Annotated in this window: 15 protein-coding genes; 14 read left to right on the top strand and 1 reads right to left on the bottom strand. The window is 47.6% G+C overall.

Features of this window, described 5'->3' with window-relative positions; all coding sequences use genetic code 11:
- Positions 1–6: 6 nt before the first annotated feature.
- Positions 7–1,065, top strand: coding sequence for a flagellar assembly peptidoglycan hydrolase FlgJ (gene flgJ / locus ACXAD4_RS14475; RefSeq protein WP_475242361.1), 1,059 nt, complete (start codon positions 7–9; stop codon positions 1,063–1,065).
- 24 nt (positions 1,066–1,089) lie between these two features.
- Here the strand turns inward: flgJ and ACXAD4_RS14470 are convergent, their stop codons facing one another.
- Entirely contained in the window at positions 1,090–1,272 is a 183-nt protein-coding gene (locus tag ACXAD4_RS14470) for a hypothetical protein (protein ID WP_107299305.1), read from the bottom strand.
- Positions 1,273–1,925: 653 nt separating this feature from the next.
- On the opposite strand from ACXAD4_RS14470, the gene flgK reads away from it, so the two are divergent.
- From flgK to fliG, 13 genes are all read left to right on the top strand, one after another.
- Entirely contained in the window at positions 1,926–3,902 is a 1,977-nt protein-coding gene (flgK, locus tag ACXAD4_RS14465) for a flagellar hook-associated protein FlgK (protein WP_475242358.1), read from the top strand.
- Between the two features lie 14 nt (positions 3,903–3,916).
- On the top strand, positions 3,917–5,137 hold the full coding sequence (flgL, locus tag ACXAD4_RS14460) for a flagellar hook-associated protein FlgL (protein WP_475242357.1): 1,221 nt from the start codon (positions 3,917–3,919) through the stop codon (positions 5,135–5,137).
- Positions 5,138–5,601: 464 nt separating this feature from the next.
- The gene (locus ACXAD4_RS14455) at positions 5,602–7,014 is read left to right on the top strand and encodes a flagellin (RefSeq protein WP_475242355.1); all 1,413 of its coding nucleotides are present in this window, start codon (positions 5,602–5,604) and stop codon (positions 7,012–7,014) included.
- A gap of 79 nt (positions 7,015–7,093) precedes the next feature.
- Complete coding sequence (locus ACXAD4_RS14450) at positions 7,094–7,513, top strand: flagellar protein FlaG (protein WP_475242354.1); 420 nt, start codon at positions 7,094–7,096, stop codon at positions 7,511–7,513.
- A 78-nt stretch (positions 7,514–7,591) separates the two neighbouring features.
- Entirely contained in the window at positions 7,592–8,998 is a 1,407-nt protein-coding gene (fliD, locus tag ACXAD4_RS14445) for a flagellar filament capping protein FliD (protein ID WP_475242353.1), read from the top strand.
- 9 nt (positions 8,999–9,007) lie between these two features.
- Positions 9,008–9,301: a flagellar biosynthesis protein FliS gene (locus ACXAD4_RS14440; RefSeq protein WP_475242351.1), complete on the top strand. Its 294-nt coding sequence runs from the start codon at positions 9,008–9,010 to the stop codon at positions 9,299–9,301.
- A 13-nt stretch (positions 9,302–9,314) separates the two neighbouring features.
- On the top strand, positions 9,315–9,716 hold the full coding sequence (gene fliS, locus ACXAD4_RS14435) for a flagellar export chaperone FliS (RefSeq protein ID WP_475242350.1): 402 nt from the start codon (positions 9,315–9,317) through the stop codon (positions 9,714–9,716).
- Between the two features lie 268 nt (positions 9,717–9,984).
- Entirely contained in the window at positions 9,985–11,424 is a 1,440-nt protein-coding gene (locus tag ACXAD4_RS14430) for a sigma-54 dependent transcriptional regulator (RefSeq protein WP_475242349.1), read from the top strand.
- A 197-nt stretch (positions 11,425–11,621) separates the two neighbouring features.
- The gene (locus ACXAD4_RS14425; protein ID WP_475242347.1) at positions 11,622–12,785 is read left to right on the top strand and encodes a sensor histidine kinase; all 1,164 of its coding nucleotides are present in this window, start codon (positions 11,622–11,624) and stop codon (positions 12,783–12,785) included.
- Positions 12,782–14,212, top strand: coding sequence for a sigma-54-dependent transcriptional regulator (locus ACXAD4_RS14420; protein WP_475242346.1), 1,431 nt, complete (start codon positions 12,782–12,784; stop codon positions 14,210–14,212). The genes ACXAD4_RS14425 and ACXAD4_RS14420 overlap by 4 nt, the downstream gene beginning before the upstream one ends.
- A gap of 109 nt (positions 14,213–14,321) precedes the next feature.
- On the top strand, positions 14,322–14,633 hold the full coding sequence (fliE, locus tag ACXAD4_RS14415) for a flagellar hook-basal body complex protein FliE (protein ID WP_475242345.1): 312 nt from the start codon (positions 14,322–14,324) through the stop codon (positions 14,631–14,633).
- 14 nt (positions 14,634–14,647) lie between these two features.
- Positions 14,648–16,399, top strand: a complete 1,752-nt coding sequence (gene fliF, locus ACXAD4_RS14410; RefSeq protein ID WP_475242344.1) for a flagellar basal-body MS-ring/collar protein FliF — start codon at positions 14,648–14,650, stop codon at positions 16,397–16,399.
- Entirely contained in the window at positions 16,392–17,432 is a 1,041-nt protein-coding gene (gene fliG / locus ACXAD4_RS14405; RefSeq protein ID WP_475242343.1) for a flagellar motor switch protein FliG, read from the top strand. The genes fliF and fliG overlap by 8 nt, the downstream gene beginning before the upstream one ends.
- Positions 17,433–17,434 lie beyond the last annotated feature (2 nt).

Genomic DNA, 17,434 nt, shown 5'->3' with positions numbered 1-17,434 from the left:
AGCAAGATGAAAAGTCCGACTGATACCAGCTTTGTTCTTGATATCTCAAGCCTCGATCGCCTTCGTGCCGGGGTCAAAACCGGTAAAGAGGGTGAACAGGCTAGTTTAAGAGCGGCAGCCGAGCAGTTCGAAGCCATCTTTACCCAGATGATGTTCAAGTCAATGCGTGAGGCCAATTCGGCCTTCGAGTCGGACTTGATGAGCAGCCGCAATGCCAAGTTCTTTGAGCAAATGCATGATGAACAGATGGCCAGCGAACTCAGTCGCAGCAATTCTTTAGGCTTGGCCGATATGATTGTTCAGCAGCTTGGTGCTCACCAAGAAGCTGATTCAGCCAAACAAAGTGATGGTACGCTGGTTAAAGAACAGCAATCTTTTGAGTTGGATAAGGGCGGCAAATACCTGCCTTTTGAGCGGCAAGACGTTAAAGCTAGTGATCACTTGGCTACCAATCAACCGAGTTACTCTTCTATTGCTGGACCCAAACCTGAAATCAATGAAGAGCAGATCACCGAGATAGCGAACAAAGCCATTGCCCAGCGTAATATGGCCAATGGAGTATCTTCAGACTTGGGAGCTGCCCAACGGCCTGACAGCTTTGACTCTCCACAAGCTTTTGTTACCCATATGGCTCCGTATGCCCGCCGTACTGCTAATGTGCTAGGGGTTGATCCTGCAGTGTTGATTGCTCAAGCTGCTCTTGAAACCGGGTGGGGCAAGAAAGTGATCAGCAATGCTGCGGGTAACAGCAATAACCTTTTCAATATTAAGGCAGATCCGAGTTGGAAAGGGGATAAGATGGCGACGCAAACCCTGGAGTACCATCAAGGTATTGCTGTTCAGGAGCGTGCAGCGTTTCGCTCTTATGATTCTTTTGATGAAAGCTTCAATGATTATGCACAGTTCTTGAAACAGAACCCAAGATATTCGGTAGCGCTAGAAAATACGCAGGATCCTAAAGCGTTTATTAACGAAATCCACAAAGCAGGCTATGCGACAGATCCAAGGTACAGCGAGAAAGTGATGCGGGTATTTGATCAGGTAAACGATTTAATGGAAAAATAGCGTTAGAACATCAATAGATAAAATCTAAACAAACACATCAACGATTGAAGAAATAATCTTCAACGTGTCTTCACTTTCAGACAAAGCAGACTGAATTTCATTGGTCTCTACTTTTTCTTGGTTTCCTTCCCGAATATTATCCATTACAACAGGTGCAATAATTTCCTTAATGGCATAGCCGAGCAATGTTGCAAGACCTATATTCATAATTACCGCCTATAAAGTGCTTGTTGGTATGTCTGTTAATTATATATACAAGCTGTACTGTTTATCTAGTGTAGTGTGAATTTATTTGTCAATGTTAGATCTGGTTGGCATTTAATGAAATAAATGTAGCAAAAATGTGTCTTTGTCGGTGATTAATATAAATTAGATAAAAAATAGATGAAAGATGATTAGTGGGGTAGATCTTAAGTGTTATGTTCGATTTAACTTTTACTTCTTAAAAATCAGTGGTATGCGTTGTATTCAGGGAGGTTTTAATAAGAGAGTGAAGCTAATGTTATGGTTTTCCTTCTGAAAAAACATAAAAACATCATTTAAACATTTGCTTTTTTGTTAGAACTTCAACTCTATTTCTTAGCTGGCTATTTCAGCTTTTAAATAAACGGTATGAAGTGCTGAATATCGCCTGATGATATACAATCAGGCTACTAATGTCTTAACTGTAGTTTGATGTATAGCGAACACACTTTATAACCATATATATTATTTTAAGTGTTCAGGCTCGAAGTGGTTATAGAAACACTGGTATCAAACAGTCAGCGTTCAAAGTTGTATTTTTACTTTTGGCTTAATATTTGCATTACCTGTCTTATGGGTGGTTATGATTGCCGCTGGAACTGGCTGGAGATAAGTGCATGGCGTTAGATTTGCTTAATATTGGTATGAGTGGGCTGAGAACCTCGCAGAAACAACTCAATGTTACCAGTCATAATATTAGTAACGTCAATACCCCAGGTTACAGCCGCCAGAGTGCAGAGCAAAAAGCGGATGATGCACACTGGATAGGTGGCAGCCAATACGGTACCGGTGCCTACATCGACAATGTGCGCCGTGCTTATGATCAGTTTGCTGCCCGTGAACTGACCCAGTCAACAACCAATCTCCACCAAGCCAATGAAAGCCATGCCCAGCTAGCCGTGATGGATGAATTCATTTCCAACAACGCCAGCAAAACAATCTCCAGCATGAACGATTACTACGACTCGGTGAAAAGCCTTGCAGATCATCCTAATGATCTTGGTTCACGCAAAGCGGTGCTGGAAAATGCCGCTCTGGTCAGCCAAACAGTCAATAGCACCTACGATACCCTTGCTGGTATGCAGCGTGATGTGAATGATCAGCTTGTTGCAACGGTTGATAGGGTGAATACCTTGGGGCAAGAGATTGCCACTTTGAATAAACGCATTCAAGAAAATCCGGCCGGGGAGAAAAATGATTTATTTGACCAGCAGCAGAGCTTGGTCAATGAATTGGCCCAGTACACCAAAGTGACTGTACTCAAGGGTAAAGATAACCTGGCGAATACGGTGATCATCGGTGATGGGCAAACTCTTGTGTCGGGCACAGAATCATCTCGCCTAACCGTGATACCGGGTGAGCCCGACCCGCTACAGACACAAATCGCGGTAGATGATGGCCACAATGCCACCCCACTGGATGCTGATAATATGGGCGGTATTCTTGGCGCCATGATTGGCTTTCGCCGTGATGTTGTCGAGCGCAGCATCGATGAAGTTGGCCGAATGGCAGTCGGCTTTGCTGGGCAGGTGAATACCATACAGCGCCAGGGCTTGGATTTGAAAGGCGAGCAGGGCAAGAACATGTTTGCTGATATCAATGATCCGATTGCGATGCAGCAGCGGGTGCTTAAACCGGTGGGCAGTAGTGCCGATATGACCGTAGCCATTGATGATGTCTCCAAACTTCAAGTGGGTGATTACCAGTTAAAAGCAAGCACTGATGGGATAACCAATAGCTACCAGATGTTTAATGCCAAAGGCGAAGAAGTATTGAACCAAACAATTGCAGCAACAGACCCGCAAGTGCTGCAAGCTGATGGTATGCAAATTAACGTTAGTAATTTATCAGCGGCCCCGTCTGATGAAACCTTTACCATTCGCCCTGTGCGGCTTGGCGGCGCACAGATGGCCATGAATGCAACAGAAGCATCGGATATTGCCGCCCAGCGGGTAGTTACGGCAGCAGAGGCAAACCAAGGAACTGCGCAACTAGAGCCGCTACCTACAGCGCAAGTTAGTGGAAGCTATCAGGTGTCGATCAGTAACACCGGTGATTCTTTATCGGTATTGGATGACCAAGGCAACCCGATCAACTTGATTGGTTATGACGCTCAGGGCAACGCTTTGCCTCCGAGTACGGCTATTGATTATCCTGTAACCAATGGTGTTATCCATTTTGCTGACGCCTTGAATAATCCTGTGCCGACGTTGGCGCTTAGCAGCGGCGCGGCAGCCAATGATAGCTTTACGGTGCAATTAGGCGCAACGCCTGCGGAAGGCGATAACAGTAACTTGCTGGAAATGCAGCACCTGCAAACCGAGAAGACCATGAACAATGGCCGCTCCAGCGTGATTGACTTGTTCCAGACCCTCACGACTGATGTCGGTATCCAGAAGATGAATGCCGAGAAGTTTGGCCAGATCAGCCAACTGGATTTTGATGCAGCCACTGAGCGGGTCGCCAGTGTGTCCGGTGTCAACTTGGATGAGGAGGCGGCAAACTTGATGAAGTTCCAACAGGCGTATATGGCTTCCTCCCGCATTATGAGCGTGGCCCGCGAAACCTTTGATACGCTGCTGCGTGCGGTTTAAGGATAGGAGGCATTATGATCAATCGTGTTTCAACCTTTTCCCAATATCAGAACTTGACGTCTAACCTTATGCGCAAGCAAGGGGCGGTAAACAACACCAATGAGCAACTGGCAACGGGTAAGCGTATCAAAACCGCCGGTGATGATCCTGTTGCATCAGTATCAACTCAAAATTACAAACAACAATTGGTTCAAATTGAACAGTTCCAGAAATCAATCACCTTGGCCAATAACCGTTTGGGCACCCTTGAGACCTCTCTCAAGAATGTGGAAAGCCACATTGATAGCTCCAAACAGAAGCTGATTGGCATGATCAATGGTGCGATGGCTGGCGATGATAAAACCGCATTTAAAAATGAGTTAGAAAGCTTATATGGCGGCTTGATGAATTTAGCGAATGTGCAAGATGAAGGTGGCAATTATGTTTTTGCAGGTCACCAATCAAGTACTCAGCCTTTTGTTGAAGATGCTAATGGCAAGGTGCAATACCTTGGTGACAGTGGTCATCGTGAAGCACGTATAGACACATCTGTTCACGTGCAAACAAGTCAGGCGGGTGATCATGTATTTATGGGAATAGAGAACCCATTCGGTGACTATCGCCCTGATTATGCCGGGCTGCAAGATGGCTCAGAACTATCGATGCTTTCAGCTACGAATGCGGAGTTGAATGATAACTCACTTTACCGTATTGAATTTCATGATAATGGTAATGATGGCTTTGATTATGAACTGTTCCGTGATGGTAACTCTCAAGGCCTCCAACCTTATGATCCTTCACAGGGGATTCAGTTTATTGATAACACGCCAGGTAATGAAGCGAATTTGGATATCAAGTTTGATGGTGAACTAAAGCCGGGGGATAGCGTCACCTTAGACAAGACATCGACCATTGATCTGTTCCAGACAATGAATGATGCGATCAACTTCTCTGAGTCACCGTCTTCATCTCCTGAAGCGAGAGCTAGCTTACAGCGTTCCATTGAAGAGTTAAATGCAGCATATGTCCATATGAACCAACGCCGGGCAGAAGTCGGAACTGGCTTGAAAACGCTCGAAACCTATGAGGCTCAGCATCAAGACTTCGAATTGAGCCTCAATAAGGCCAAGGGAAGCTTGGAAGATTTGGACTACAGCAAGGCAATCATTGAGCTAAACGAAGACATGCTGGCCCTTCAGGCCTCCCAGGCTGCCTTCAACCAAACCAAGCAACTTAGTTTGTTTAACTACCTGTAAACTCCAATCGTTCTTTCAGACTAAAGCGGCAGAGTCTTGCCGCTTTAAAAACATCGGTACTGTGGAGTTAAGAGCGGTGCTACGGCCCTATGGGAAAGTTAGCAGCGATACATGGCATTTAAAGTTAGAGTTTGACGAAGCAGCGTAGCTCGTAGAGTCTTCTTGCAGACCCACAGACCCACAGACCCACAGACCCACAGACCCACAGACCCACAGACCCACAGACCCACAGACCCACAGACCCACAGACCCACAGACCCACAGACCCACAGACCCACAGACCCACAGACCCACAGACCCACAGACCCACAGACCCACAGACCCACAGACCCACAGACCCGTTTTAATTTTTTTTAAAAAAATTCCTAAAGGTATTTTTGCTTGTGCCGTTAATAGAAGTACTTAAACAAAAAGAGATATTTACCCCCGCTTAGGCTGGGTTGTAACTCAACAAGGAGCGAAATATGTCTGTTACCGTAAATACTAACGTTTCAGCGATGACGGCCCAGCGTCACCTAGGTTCAGCAACTAACAACGTAAGCAGCAGCATGGAGCGTTTGTCTTCTGGTTTGCGTATCAACAGTGCTAAAGACGATGCGGCGGGTCTGCAAATCTCTAACCGTCTAACTAGCCAGACCAACGGCCTGAACGTGGCGATGCGTAATGCTAACGACGGTATCTCTATTGCACAGACTGCTGAAGGTGCAATGCAGGAATCGACCAACATCATGCAGCGTATGCGTGATCTATCTCTACAGGCAGCGAACGGTTCGAACTCAGATGATGACCGTGCGGCACTTCAGAAAGAAGTCGATGCACTTCAAACTGAAATGACACGTATTGCAGAAACGACTACCTTTGGTGGCCAGAACCTACTGGACGGTAGCTACGGCACACAAAGCTTCCAGGTGGGTTCAAATGCCAACGAGACTATCGAAGTAACCCTAGGTGATGTGTCAGCTAACGCGATTGGTAACCATACAACTGGCGGTGCAGGTTCTGTATTTGGTGTTGCCACACCTCAGACAAGTGCTGGTGAAGACTATGCTGTTGGCCTTACTGCGGGTGATATCAATATCCATGGTCCAAATGGTGATAAAACTGTTGCAGTTACAGCAACAGATAAGGTCACTGACGTGATGGCTAACATCAACGCATCTGGTAGCGGTGTAAAAGCAGAAACAACGGTTCAAACTAAAATCTCTAACCTGAGTGCAGCTGAAACTGGTACGTTAGAAATTGGTGATGATTCATTCAAGCTAGATAAGTACCAGGGTAAGATGGAAGACTTAGCCGCTGATCTTGGTAAAGCGGGCTATACAGCAACCATCGATGATGCCGGTGATTTGACAGTGTCTGCGAAAAATGTTGACGGTATCAAAGTGACTGATGCACTAGATGCTGCTGGTGGTGGTGTTACACTAGATGGTGTTGGTGCAGGTACTGCAAACGATGAAATCGTTAAGAACGCCGAGCTATCACTAAGCTCAACCAGCTCTTTCTCTCTATCAGATGATGGTACTACTGATCTGACTGAATTAATGGGCAGCTCAACTTCAAGTTTGAACTCTGTTGCCGATATCGATATCTCTACAGCTAGCGGTGCTCAAAGTGCAATTGACGTTATTGACTCAGCGATTGGTGCCATTGACTCGCAGCGTGCTGACTTGGGTGCGGTACAGAACCGTTTCAACCATACGCTGAACAACCTAGCGAACATCAATGAAAACGTAAATGCGTCAAACAGCCGTATTAAGGATGTTGACTTTGCTAAAGAAACCACAGACCTGACCAAGAACCAGATCCTACAGCAGGCATCTACTTCGATTCTTGCCCAGGCGAAAATGAACCCACAGGCGGCATTGAGCCTACTGTAATTCATTAAAAGAAAAGAGGCATGGCTGAGTAGCCATGCCTCTATTCGCTTTTTGTAAACATTAAGGAGAAGTGATTATCATGGATAAATTATCAGATAACCCCTCAGCTTCTTCTCTTAATTCAGCTCTCCCCGCAAAAGCTAAGCTGAATCTTTCCCTTAGTGAACTAGGTGGCTCAAAGCCTACTGATGCTGCCAAAACAGAGTTGCCATTGAAGTCCGCGGTTAATCAAACAGAAAAAGCAGATTCATCTCGACTGATGAGTGAGCCTTCAGCAGATGAACTCAATGAATTTCACCGTGAGCAAATTGAAGCCTTGTCGCAGCGGATCAACCGTGAACTCAAGTTTGAATTTGACGAGGAGAATGGTGAGCAGGTTGTATACATTTATGACAAGGCCAGTGGTGATCTGATCCGGCAGATTCCTGCACAGGAGCTATTGGAGCTTAATTCTAATTTGGCAAAATACTCCGTGAGTTCATTTCAAGAAAAAATATAGCTTGGCGTGCTTTTTGCATTAGAACTGTGTCTGCTGCAGGCGGCAAGTCATAAAGACTGAATTGGATAGAGGTTAAAAATGGCAGGTTTATCAGTTGGTGGTTTAGGCTCTGGTCTTGATGTTGCTGGAATGACTCAACAACTGGTTGCGGCTGAGCGCACGCCAAAAGAAATCCGTATTACCAATGAAAAGTCGAAAGTTGACGCCAGCCTGAGTGCCTACGGCTTGGTGAAGTCCTCTGCCAGTTCACTGCAAGACATGTTCGAATCGTTTGATGAAGATGAGGTTTTTTCCAGTAAAGGTGCTTCATCATCTGAAAGCAGCTATTTGGGTGTGACAGTTGAAAGTAATGCCCAAAACGGTCGTTACTCTGTCGAAGTTAAGCAACTGGCTGAGACCCATAAAGTGGCCAGTGACAGCTTAACTGCCGATCCTGATAGTAGTTTAGGCTCTGGTGATTTGGTTATTGGTGTTGGCTCTAATACTATGACAATCAGTATCGCAGCTAACAAGAGCAGCCTCAAAGATGTGGTTCAGGCGATTAACGATGCTGATGATAACCCTGGAATTACAGCGACTATCATCACTGATGACACGGGTGCCAAACTGATTTTTTCAAGCACCAAAACGGGTGAAGAAAACAAGATCAGTATTGATGCGTCAGGTGCTACTGGGGATTTGGGCGATTTGGATTTTGACCCTGATAACATCACCGGCAACCCAAATATGCAGGAAATGCAGGAAGCCAAAGATGCAGTGATTGTGATTGATGGCTTCTCGACGGTAACAAACAGCACGAATACCTTTACCGATGCGATTGAAGGTGTAACGCTGGATGCAAAGAAGATTACCGGCACCTATGGCACGGGTAATGACACCGATGATATTGAAGTTAAAAATGCCATCATCGAGATAGAAAATGATACTGATAAGCCTAAATCAGCGATTGATTCATTCGTCGAAGCGTACAATAGCTTGTTCGAGATGGTCGACTCTCAGTCAAAATACAATGTAGAAGAAGAGAGTGGTGGGCCGCTCGTCGGCGATAGTGTATCTCGCTCATTACTTAGCCAACTGCGTAACCTCCTGAATGAACCTGTTGAGGTTAACGGAAAAAGTTATTTGCTTTCAGAGTTTGGCGTGACCACTGACCGTTATGGCAAGCTCGAGGTTGATGATGACATTCTTGAAGAGCAACTTGACAATAACTTTGTTAATTTTGGCCGCTTTTTTAATGGCGATGAGGGTTTTCTGAAAAAAGCCGATGATTTGCTCGATAGCTTCGTCGGACGGGAAGGTACAATCACCAGTCGAGAAGACAGCCTAAAAGAACAACAGAGTCGGTTAGATGATGATCTGGCGACATTGGATGAGCGGATGAAGGCGTATGAAGAGCGGATGTACAAACAACTCTCCGCCATGGATGCGGCTATCTACAAAATGAACAACGAACTCAGCACTATGATGAGTATGCTGGTTTTCTAAAGGTGAAACATGCAAGAGTTAGCGAAACTAGAACAACATATCAAAGCCTTGCTCGAGCTTGAGGAATACCCAGACGATTTTTCCGAGCAGCTCGAACAGTTGGTCGCAGCAAGGCATGAGCAGGTCAAAATGATCCTGGCAGATCGCGACAACCTCAGCCGGGAAGCCTTTGAGGACGTCCAGCAACGTACCCGCGACTTGAAAGTGCTACTCGAACAGAACAAAGCCCGGATACGGCAGAAGCTACTGACCGCCAAGCAAGGCAAGAAGTCAGTGTCTGTCTATCAAATGTATCAAAAATAAATAGGAAATGATTATGCGTGGTTCGCTTCAGGCATATAAGCAAGTGTCCGTTAACTCCCAGTTGGCCAGTGCCTCTCCACACCGTGTGGTATTGATGCTGCTAGGGGGAGCCATTGAGCGCTTGATCCAAGCCAAGGCGGCAATGGATCAGGGCAATGTCGCAATGAAAGGTGAGCGGGTGTCTAAGGCACTGGCGATCATTGGCACCTTGAAAGATAGCCTGTCGATGGAAGACGGCGGTGAGGTGGCGACAAATTTGGATAACCTGTATGACTTTATGCTGCGTCATATTATTGACGGCAGCTCAAACAACAAGTCGGAAAACTTTAACGAAGTGGTCGACTTGCTGCGTGAAATCAAGTCTGCGTGGGAGCAAATCCCTGCCGAGTATCATCACTTGGCCGAGGAATCATAAAATTGCCACAGTAATGCTGTGACGTGTTGTGAGCCCCTCTCCAGTATAAAATCCATTCGAAAGCTATCCCAAGCTTGCTTTTCATTGGGATAGCTTCACAGCTTTTGCCCGCCGTCGGTTGCCTTATTCTGTACTTTAATTACAATGGTCAGATAAGATTTGAAGTGGTTTCTCGTCGCATTACGCAGATTTTTTCATAATTTTTGAATATGAATGTCGATAATGCCAGCACGAAATAACTCTTAAGTAGGCAGGCAAACTCTTTTCTATGCAAGTTCATACCCTCGTTATTGATGATGACCAACAGCATCGCCATGATTTAAGCGTGATCCTTACCTTTATCGGTGAGCAGTATGAGGCTTATTCGTCTCAAGAGGTTAACAGTTCGCACTGGGAAAAAGAGTGGGGCGCCTGTTTACTCGGCAAAGTTTCTTCTAGCCAGTCGCTAAGCAATTTACTGAATTTCTTGCGTACCCATCACCATATCCCGGTGATCTCGATGGGTGAGCATGAAGCAGAACTCGCCGCGCTGCCGAACTACGTGGGTAATCTCGATAAGCCTGTCCATTACGGTCAGTTGATGGACGCCTTCCGCCATTGCAAGGAGTTCCTGGGTAAACAAACCTTCCAATTGCCGACATTCGGTCGCAAGAATACTTTGTTCAGAAGCATGGTTGGCCGTAGTGAGGCTATTAGCGAGATCCGCCACTTGATGGAGCAGGTCGCGTCAACCGATGCCAGCGTATTGATCTTTGGTGAGTCGGGTACCGGCAAAGAAGTGGTCGCACGTAATATCCATTACCATTCTACCCGTGGTAAAGGGCCTTTTGTGCCGGTGAACTGTGGTGCTATCCCGCCGGATTTACTGGAAAGTGAGCTATTTGGCCATGAGAAAGGCGCATTTACAGGTGCCGTTTCAACCCGTAAAGGCCGCTTTGAGTTAGCTGAAGGCGGCACACTGTTCCTTGATGAAATTGGTGACATGCCAATGCCAATGCAGGTGAAACTGCTGCGTGTGCTTCAGGAACGTTGCTTCGAGCGTGTGGGTGGCAGTGAAACCATTAAGGCTGATGTACGTATTGTCGCAGCGACTCACCGCGATCTTGAATCTATGATTGCCGAAGAGAAGTTCCGCGAAGATCTCTACTACCGCTTGAACGTCTTCCCTATTGAAATGCCAGCGCTTCGTGAGCGCATGGAAGATATTCCGTTGTTGCTCCAAGAGCTACTGGCTCGTATGGAAGCCCAGGGCGCGAAGCCAATTCACTTTACCCCGCGTGCTGTTACCTCGCTGATGGAGCATGACTGGCCGGGGAACATCCGTGAGCTTGCCAACCTGGTTGAGCGTTTGATCATACTTTATCCGGGTGAAATGGTGGATATCAGCCACCTACCGATGAAGTACCGCTATAGCCAGTTCCCAGAATTCCAGCCGGAAGAAAACTTCATGTCTGTTGATGACCATGAAAGAATGGCGCTGGCTGACATGTTCAGCAGCCAAGCTTCAGATCTTGAAACAGCACAGAACCACAGTGATTTACCGCCGGAAGGGGTGAATTTGAAGGAAATGCTGGCTGAGCTGGAAATAGACATGATCAGCCAAGCATTGGAAGCACAGGGTGGGGTAGTCGCCCGCGCTGCTGATATGCTGGGTATGCGCCGAACCACATTGGTTGAGAAAATGCGCAAATATGGTCTGAGCCGCTAGTTGAGTTTCAAAAACTCTTCTCAAAACATTTTCCTCAAAGAAACGCTTCTCAAAAAACGCTTTTCAAAAACATGACGCCAAAAAAATGGCGTCATGTTATATTCCTTTCTGTAGATAAAGTGCTGATAATAAAGATGTAATTTTGGCACTATTCATGCATGGCTAAGTAGTTGACAGCATACAGATCAAGGTTTTCCATGGACGATAATCAGCCTGCACAGAGCATATCTCAAAGTTCCGATCCTGCTTTGGGCACATTGTCACAACAAGTCAGCCGGTATCAGCAGGTACTGGATGTGATGCCGTCTGGGGTGATTTTCTTGGATTCTGGCGGTATCGTCCGTGAAGCTAATCCTGAAGCAATCCGCTTGCTTGAGCAGCCACTTATTGATGAGCGTTGGGTGGATGTAATCCAACGTGCCTTTTCGCCTCGTGATGATGACGGCCATGAGATTTCTTTAAAAAATGGCCGCAGGGTTAAATTGGCGATTTCTGCTTCCAATAGTGGCCAGCTGATCTTTATCACCGATATGACAGAAACCCGTCTGCTTCAATCGCGGGTGAGTGAGATGCAACGTTTGTCATCGCTCGGCAAGATGGTTGCCTCGTTGGCTCACCAGGTAAGAACGCCGCTATCCAGTGCCATGCTGTATGCCTCAAACTTGGCTGCACCTAATTTGACGGCGCCGATGCGAGAGAGATTTCAGGGAAAGCTCGTTGATCGCCTGCATGACTTGGAAAAGCAGGTCAACGATATGCTGCTATTCGCCAAAGGCGGGGATAACAAGGTGGTAGAGTGCTTTACCCTCGAAACCTTGCTCAATGAGTTGGATAGCATGGTGGAAGCGCAGGTGATCAATAACAATGTCGATTTCAGTATCGACTGTGATGATGAGTCCCTGACTTTATTGGGTAATGCCAATGCACTGGCCAGTGCGATCAGTAATTTGATCACCAATGCCATCCAGATGGCAGGCAAGCAATGCCGGGTTGCGGTACAGGTTGTAGCCCAAGGAGGATGGATACATCTCGCCGTCTTGGATAACGGTCCGGGTATTGCGCCAGAGATGCAGAAGAAAATTTTAGAACCCTTTTTTACCACTCGCCAGCAGGGCACTGGCCTTGGACTGGCTGTGGTACAGATGGTGGCCAATGCGCACAAAGGCCGCTTGAGCTTGGAATCTGAGCTAGGCAAGGGAGCGTGCTTTACCTTGTCATTACCACAAGCCGATGAGCAGGACGCGAGTGAGCAAAGAAAGCAGATATCCAAAGCACCTTTAGATCAATCACAACAACTATCACAACAACAATTACAAGAACAAAACGGACAACACATTGATCCGACAGGAGTGACCCTATGAACCAAAGCCGAGTATTAGTTGTCGAGGATGATGAAGGCTTGCGAGAAGCCTTGGTAGACACATTGGCTTTGGCCGGTTACCACTCTCTGGAAGCTGACAGTGCCGAGCAGGCTTTGTTGGTGCTAAAAGCCAATTCCGTAGATATTGTTGTATCGGATGTGCAAATGGCGGGTATGGATGGCCTTGGCTTGCTCCGCAGCATTAAGCACAACTGGCCCAAATTACCTGTATTGCTGATGACCGCTTACGCCAATATTGAAGATGCCGTCTCGGCGATGAAAGAAGGCGCGATTGATTACATGGCTAAGCCGTTTGCCCCGGAAGTACTGCTCAATATGGTCAGTCGCTATGCACCGGTAAAAAGCGAAAGCGGGCAAACTATTGCGGCTGATGAAAAATCACTTAAGTTATTGGCACTGGCTGAAAAAGTCGCCAAAACCGATGCCAGCGTGATGGTACTTGGTCCGAGTGGTTCGGGTAAGGAAGTGATGTCACGGTACATTCATCAGAACTCTAACCGCAACGAAGGGCCATTTGTTGCCATTAACTGTGCGGCTATTCCGGATAACATGCTAGAAGCGACCTTGTTTGGTTATGAGAAAGGGGCGTTTACCGGAGCGATCCAGGCATGTCCGGGCAAGTTCGAGCAAGCTCAGGGCGGAACGATACTGCTTGATGAAATCAGCGAGATGGATCTTAACTTGCAGGCCAAGCTACTGCGGGTATTGCAAGAGCGGGAAGTTGAGCGTTTGGGCAGCCGCAAGAGCATCAAGCTGGATGTTCGCGTGCTGGCAACCAGTAACCGCGATCTCAAAGAATATGTCGCGCAGGGTAACTTTCGTGAGGATTTGTATTATCGCCTCAATGTTTTTCCATTGATGTGGCCGGCTTTATCTGATCGTCCGGGAGATATCGAGCCTCTAGCTCAATATCTGATGGAGCGACACTGTACCAAGCAAGGACAACCGGTGCCTGAATTTTCAATGGCAGCAGTTGCTAAGCTCAAGCAGTACAGCTGGCCGGGGAATGTGCGAGAGCTGGATAATGTTATCCAGCGGACATTGATTCTGTGTCAGGGGCAAACTGTTGCCGAGTCGGACATTCTGCTAGAAGGGCTTGATTGGTTACATGCTGATGGCTTGCAGACCCTGCTTGCGCCGATGGCACATTCTGGGTCAAATGATAATTCCGCGGTTGTACCTGATGTGGCGACAGAGCAGCAAAATGCCGAGAGACAAAATTCTGCGATGCCAGCAGATGGGTTAGGAAATGAGCTGCGGGAACAAGAGTTTTCGATTATTCTAGACACCATTCGTGCCTGTGATGGCAAACGCAAGGATGTTGCGGAAAAATTAGGGATCAGTCCAAGGACATTGCGTTATAAGTTGGCAAAAATGCGTGATGCTGGGATAGACATCCCAGTTTGATCACCGCATTGAAGGATGATTTCCTTCATACTTAACATAATCATATTAATAAAGAAATTAGGCTGACAACTAGTTGGATTGACAAGTTTCTGACGGGTAGGAGAGATAAATGAAAGTAAATGGACTTCAAGCCGAAATGCAGGCCATGCAATTGGAAGCCTCCAGCGCTTCTCGCCCGGCAACAGGACAACAGGTCAGCGCAGATTTCGGTGCCATGCTGGGTGATGCCATTAAAGGCGTTAATCAGCTCCAGTCACAATCCAGTGAGTTAGCCACTCGCTTCGACCAAGGGGATCGCAGCGTATCCCTGTCTGATGTCATGATCGCCCGCAACAAGTCGAGTGTTGCTTTCGAAGCGACGGTACAAGTGCGCAATAAAATGGTTGAAGCGTACAAAGAACTCATGAATATGCCGGTTTAATAGGAAAGTAGTGCGTGTCGGAACCATCAACTAACAATGAGCTCGCCGTTGCTGGCAATTCACCGTCAACAGCGGTAATGGCAGATAGCGAACTGGAGCTTCAGAACCCGGATGCAGGAGAAAAGAGTGCCTCGCGTGTTGATAGCATGCTGGGTAATCTTGATGTCCTGCGCCAGGTCGTTCTGGTTCTGTCGGTGGCTATCTGTGTCGCTTTGATTGTCCTTGTTGTCTCTTGGATTAAAGAGCCAGAAATGCGACCGCTGGGCACTTATGAAACCGCAGAGCTGATCCCCATCCTCGATCATTTCGATCAGAAGAAAATCAATTATACCCTTGATGGGAATACTATTCGGGTACCGGCGGATAACTTCTCTGCCATCAAGCTGGAGTTGACCCGTGCCGGATTGAACCAGACCGCGGCAGTAGGCGACGATATCCTGTTGCAGGATATGGGCTTTGGCGTGTCGCAGCGTCTTGAGCAAGAGCGCTTGAAGCTCAGCCGTGAACGTCAGTTAGCCCGTGCGATTGAGCAGATCCGACAGGTTCGCCAAGCACAGGTATTGCTGGCGATGCCAAAACAAAGTGTGTTTGTCCGCCATAACCAGGAAGCGTCCGCCACTGTCTTTTTGACTCTATCGACTGGTGGTTCATTGGGCCAGCAAGAAGTTGACTCTATCGTCGATATGGTGGCTACCGCGGTACCGGGACTTAAACCGACCCGTGTTACGGTAACGGATCAGCATGGCCGCTTGCTCAGTTCGGGCACGGCCGATCCTCAGGCAACCGCACGTCGTAAAGAATACGAGCTGGAACGCAAGCAAGAGCAAGCGCTTCGCGAGAAAATTGACGCCATCCTGATCCCTGTATTGGGGCTGGGTAACTATACCGCTCAGGTTGATGTCTCAATGGACTTCAGCGCCGTGGAAGAGACCCGCAAGCAATATGACCCGGCCTCCCAGTCAACCCGCAGTGAATATACGCTGGAAGACATCAACAACGGCAGCATGGTCGCAGGTATTCCGGGGGCGTTGAGTAATCAGCCGCCGGCAGACAGCGCGATTCCTCAGGAAGTCAAAGAATTACAATCTGGTGGCAGTGCAGGCAATAACTCGGTGCACCGAGAGGCGACCCGTAACTATGAGCTGGATACCACCATCAGGCACCGCCGCGCCCAAACTGGTACGGTTGATCGCCAGACGGTTTCCGTGGCTATTGATTACAAGCAGGTGGCGAATCCTGAAACCGGTGAAGTCACTCGTGTTGCCCTAAGTGAAGCTGAACTGGCTAAAATTGCCCGCTTGCTCAAAGGCGGCGTTGGCTTCTCTGAAATGCGCGGCGATATGCTGGAAGTGATTTCCGTGCCATTTGCTGTTCCTGAAGAGCAAATGATGGCAGATCTGCCTATTTGGGATCACCCGAATTTCAATACTTGGGTACGTTGGTTGGCTGCGGCATTGGTGATTATTGTCATTATGGTCGTTATGGTTCGTCCAGCGATGCGCAAGTTGCTGTATCCAAATCAGGCTGCAGATGGTACGCCATTGGATGAAAATGGTTTGCCGGTACCGGCTGGTGGTCAAGATTCCATTGATCTAATTGGTAGCGAGCTTGATGGCGTTGAAACGCTGGAGCTAAGCAGCAGCAACTTGGATCTACCAAACTTGCACAAAGATGAAGATCTACTGAAAGCGGTTCGTGCACTGGTTGCTAACGAGCCGGATCTTGCTGCGCAGGTTGTTAAGAGTTGGGTAACTGAAGATGGCTAATGAAGTAGCAACCACAGACAACAAGAAATTTGATATCACGACCCTGACTGGGGCAGACAAAGCTGCGATTTTGCTACTTAGCCTCAATGAGCAGGATGCGGCAAGTATCATTCGTCATCTTGAACCCAAGCAGGTTCAGCGTGTGGGTGGCGTGATGGCGCAAATGGCCGATCTGAACCAAGAAAAAGTATCAGCGGTTCATCGCCATTTTCTGGAAGATATCCAGAAATACACCAGCATCGGTATGGGCAGCGAAGACTTTGTTCGAAATACCCTGATTGCGGCTTTGGGTGAAGATAAGGCCAATAACCTGGTTGATCAGATCTTGATGGGCAGCGGCTCTCGTGGTCTTGATTCACTGAAATGGATGGATCCCCGTCAGGTGGCGAGCATTATTCTTAATGAACACCCGCAGATCCAAACCATTGTTTTGTCATACCTTGAGCCTGAGCAATCAGCAGAGATCCTGGCACAGTTCCCTGAACGGGTTCGCTTGGATCTGATGATGCGTATTGCCAACCTCGAGGAAGTCCAGCCGGCAGCCCTTCATGAGCTAAACGATATCATGGAGAAACAGTTTGCCGGTCAGGCCGGTGCACAGGCTGCGAAAATTGGTGGCCTGAAGGCAGCTGCCGAAATCATGAACTACCTCGACAACAATGTTGAGGGTGCGCTGATGGATCAAATTCGTGATAACGACGAAGACATGGCAACCCAGATTGAAGATCTGATGTTTGTCTTCGATAACCTGGCTGAAGTGGACGATCGCGGCATCCAGACCTTGCTGCGTGATGTACCGCAAGATCTGTTGCAGAAAGCCCTGAAAGGGGCTGATGATGTGTTGCGCGAGAAAATCTTGCGCAATATGTCCAAGCGTGCTGCCGAAATGCTGCAGGATGATCTTGAGGCTATGGGGCCAATCCGTGTGGCTGACGTGGAATCAGCCCAGAAAGAGATCCTATCGATTGCCCGTCGCTTGTCTGATGCGGGTGAGTTGATGTTGACCGGAGGCGGTGCGGATGAATTCCTGTAATC

Source organism: Photobacterium sp. AWH4_225, assembly GCF_056158405.1.
This window is presented reverse-complemented; position numbering and strand designations above follow the sequence as displayed.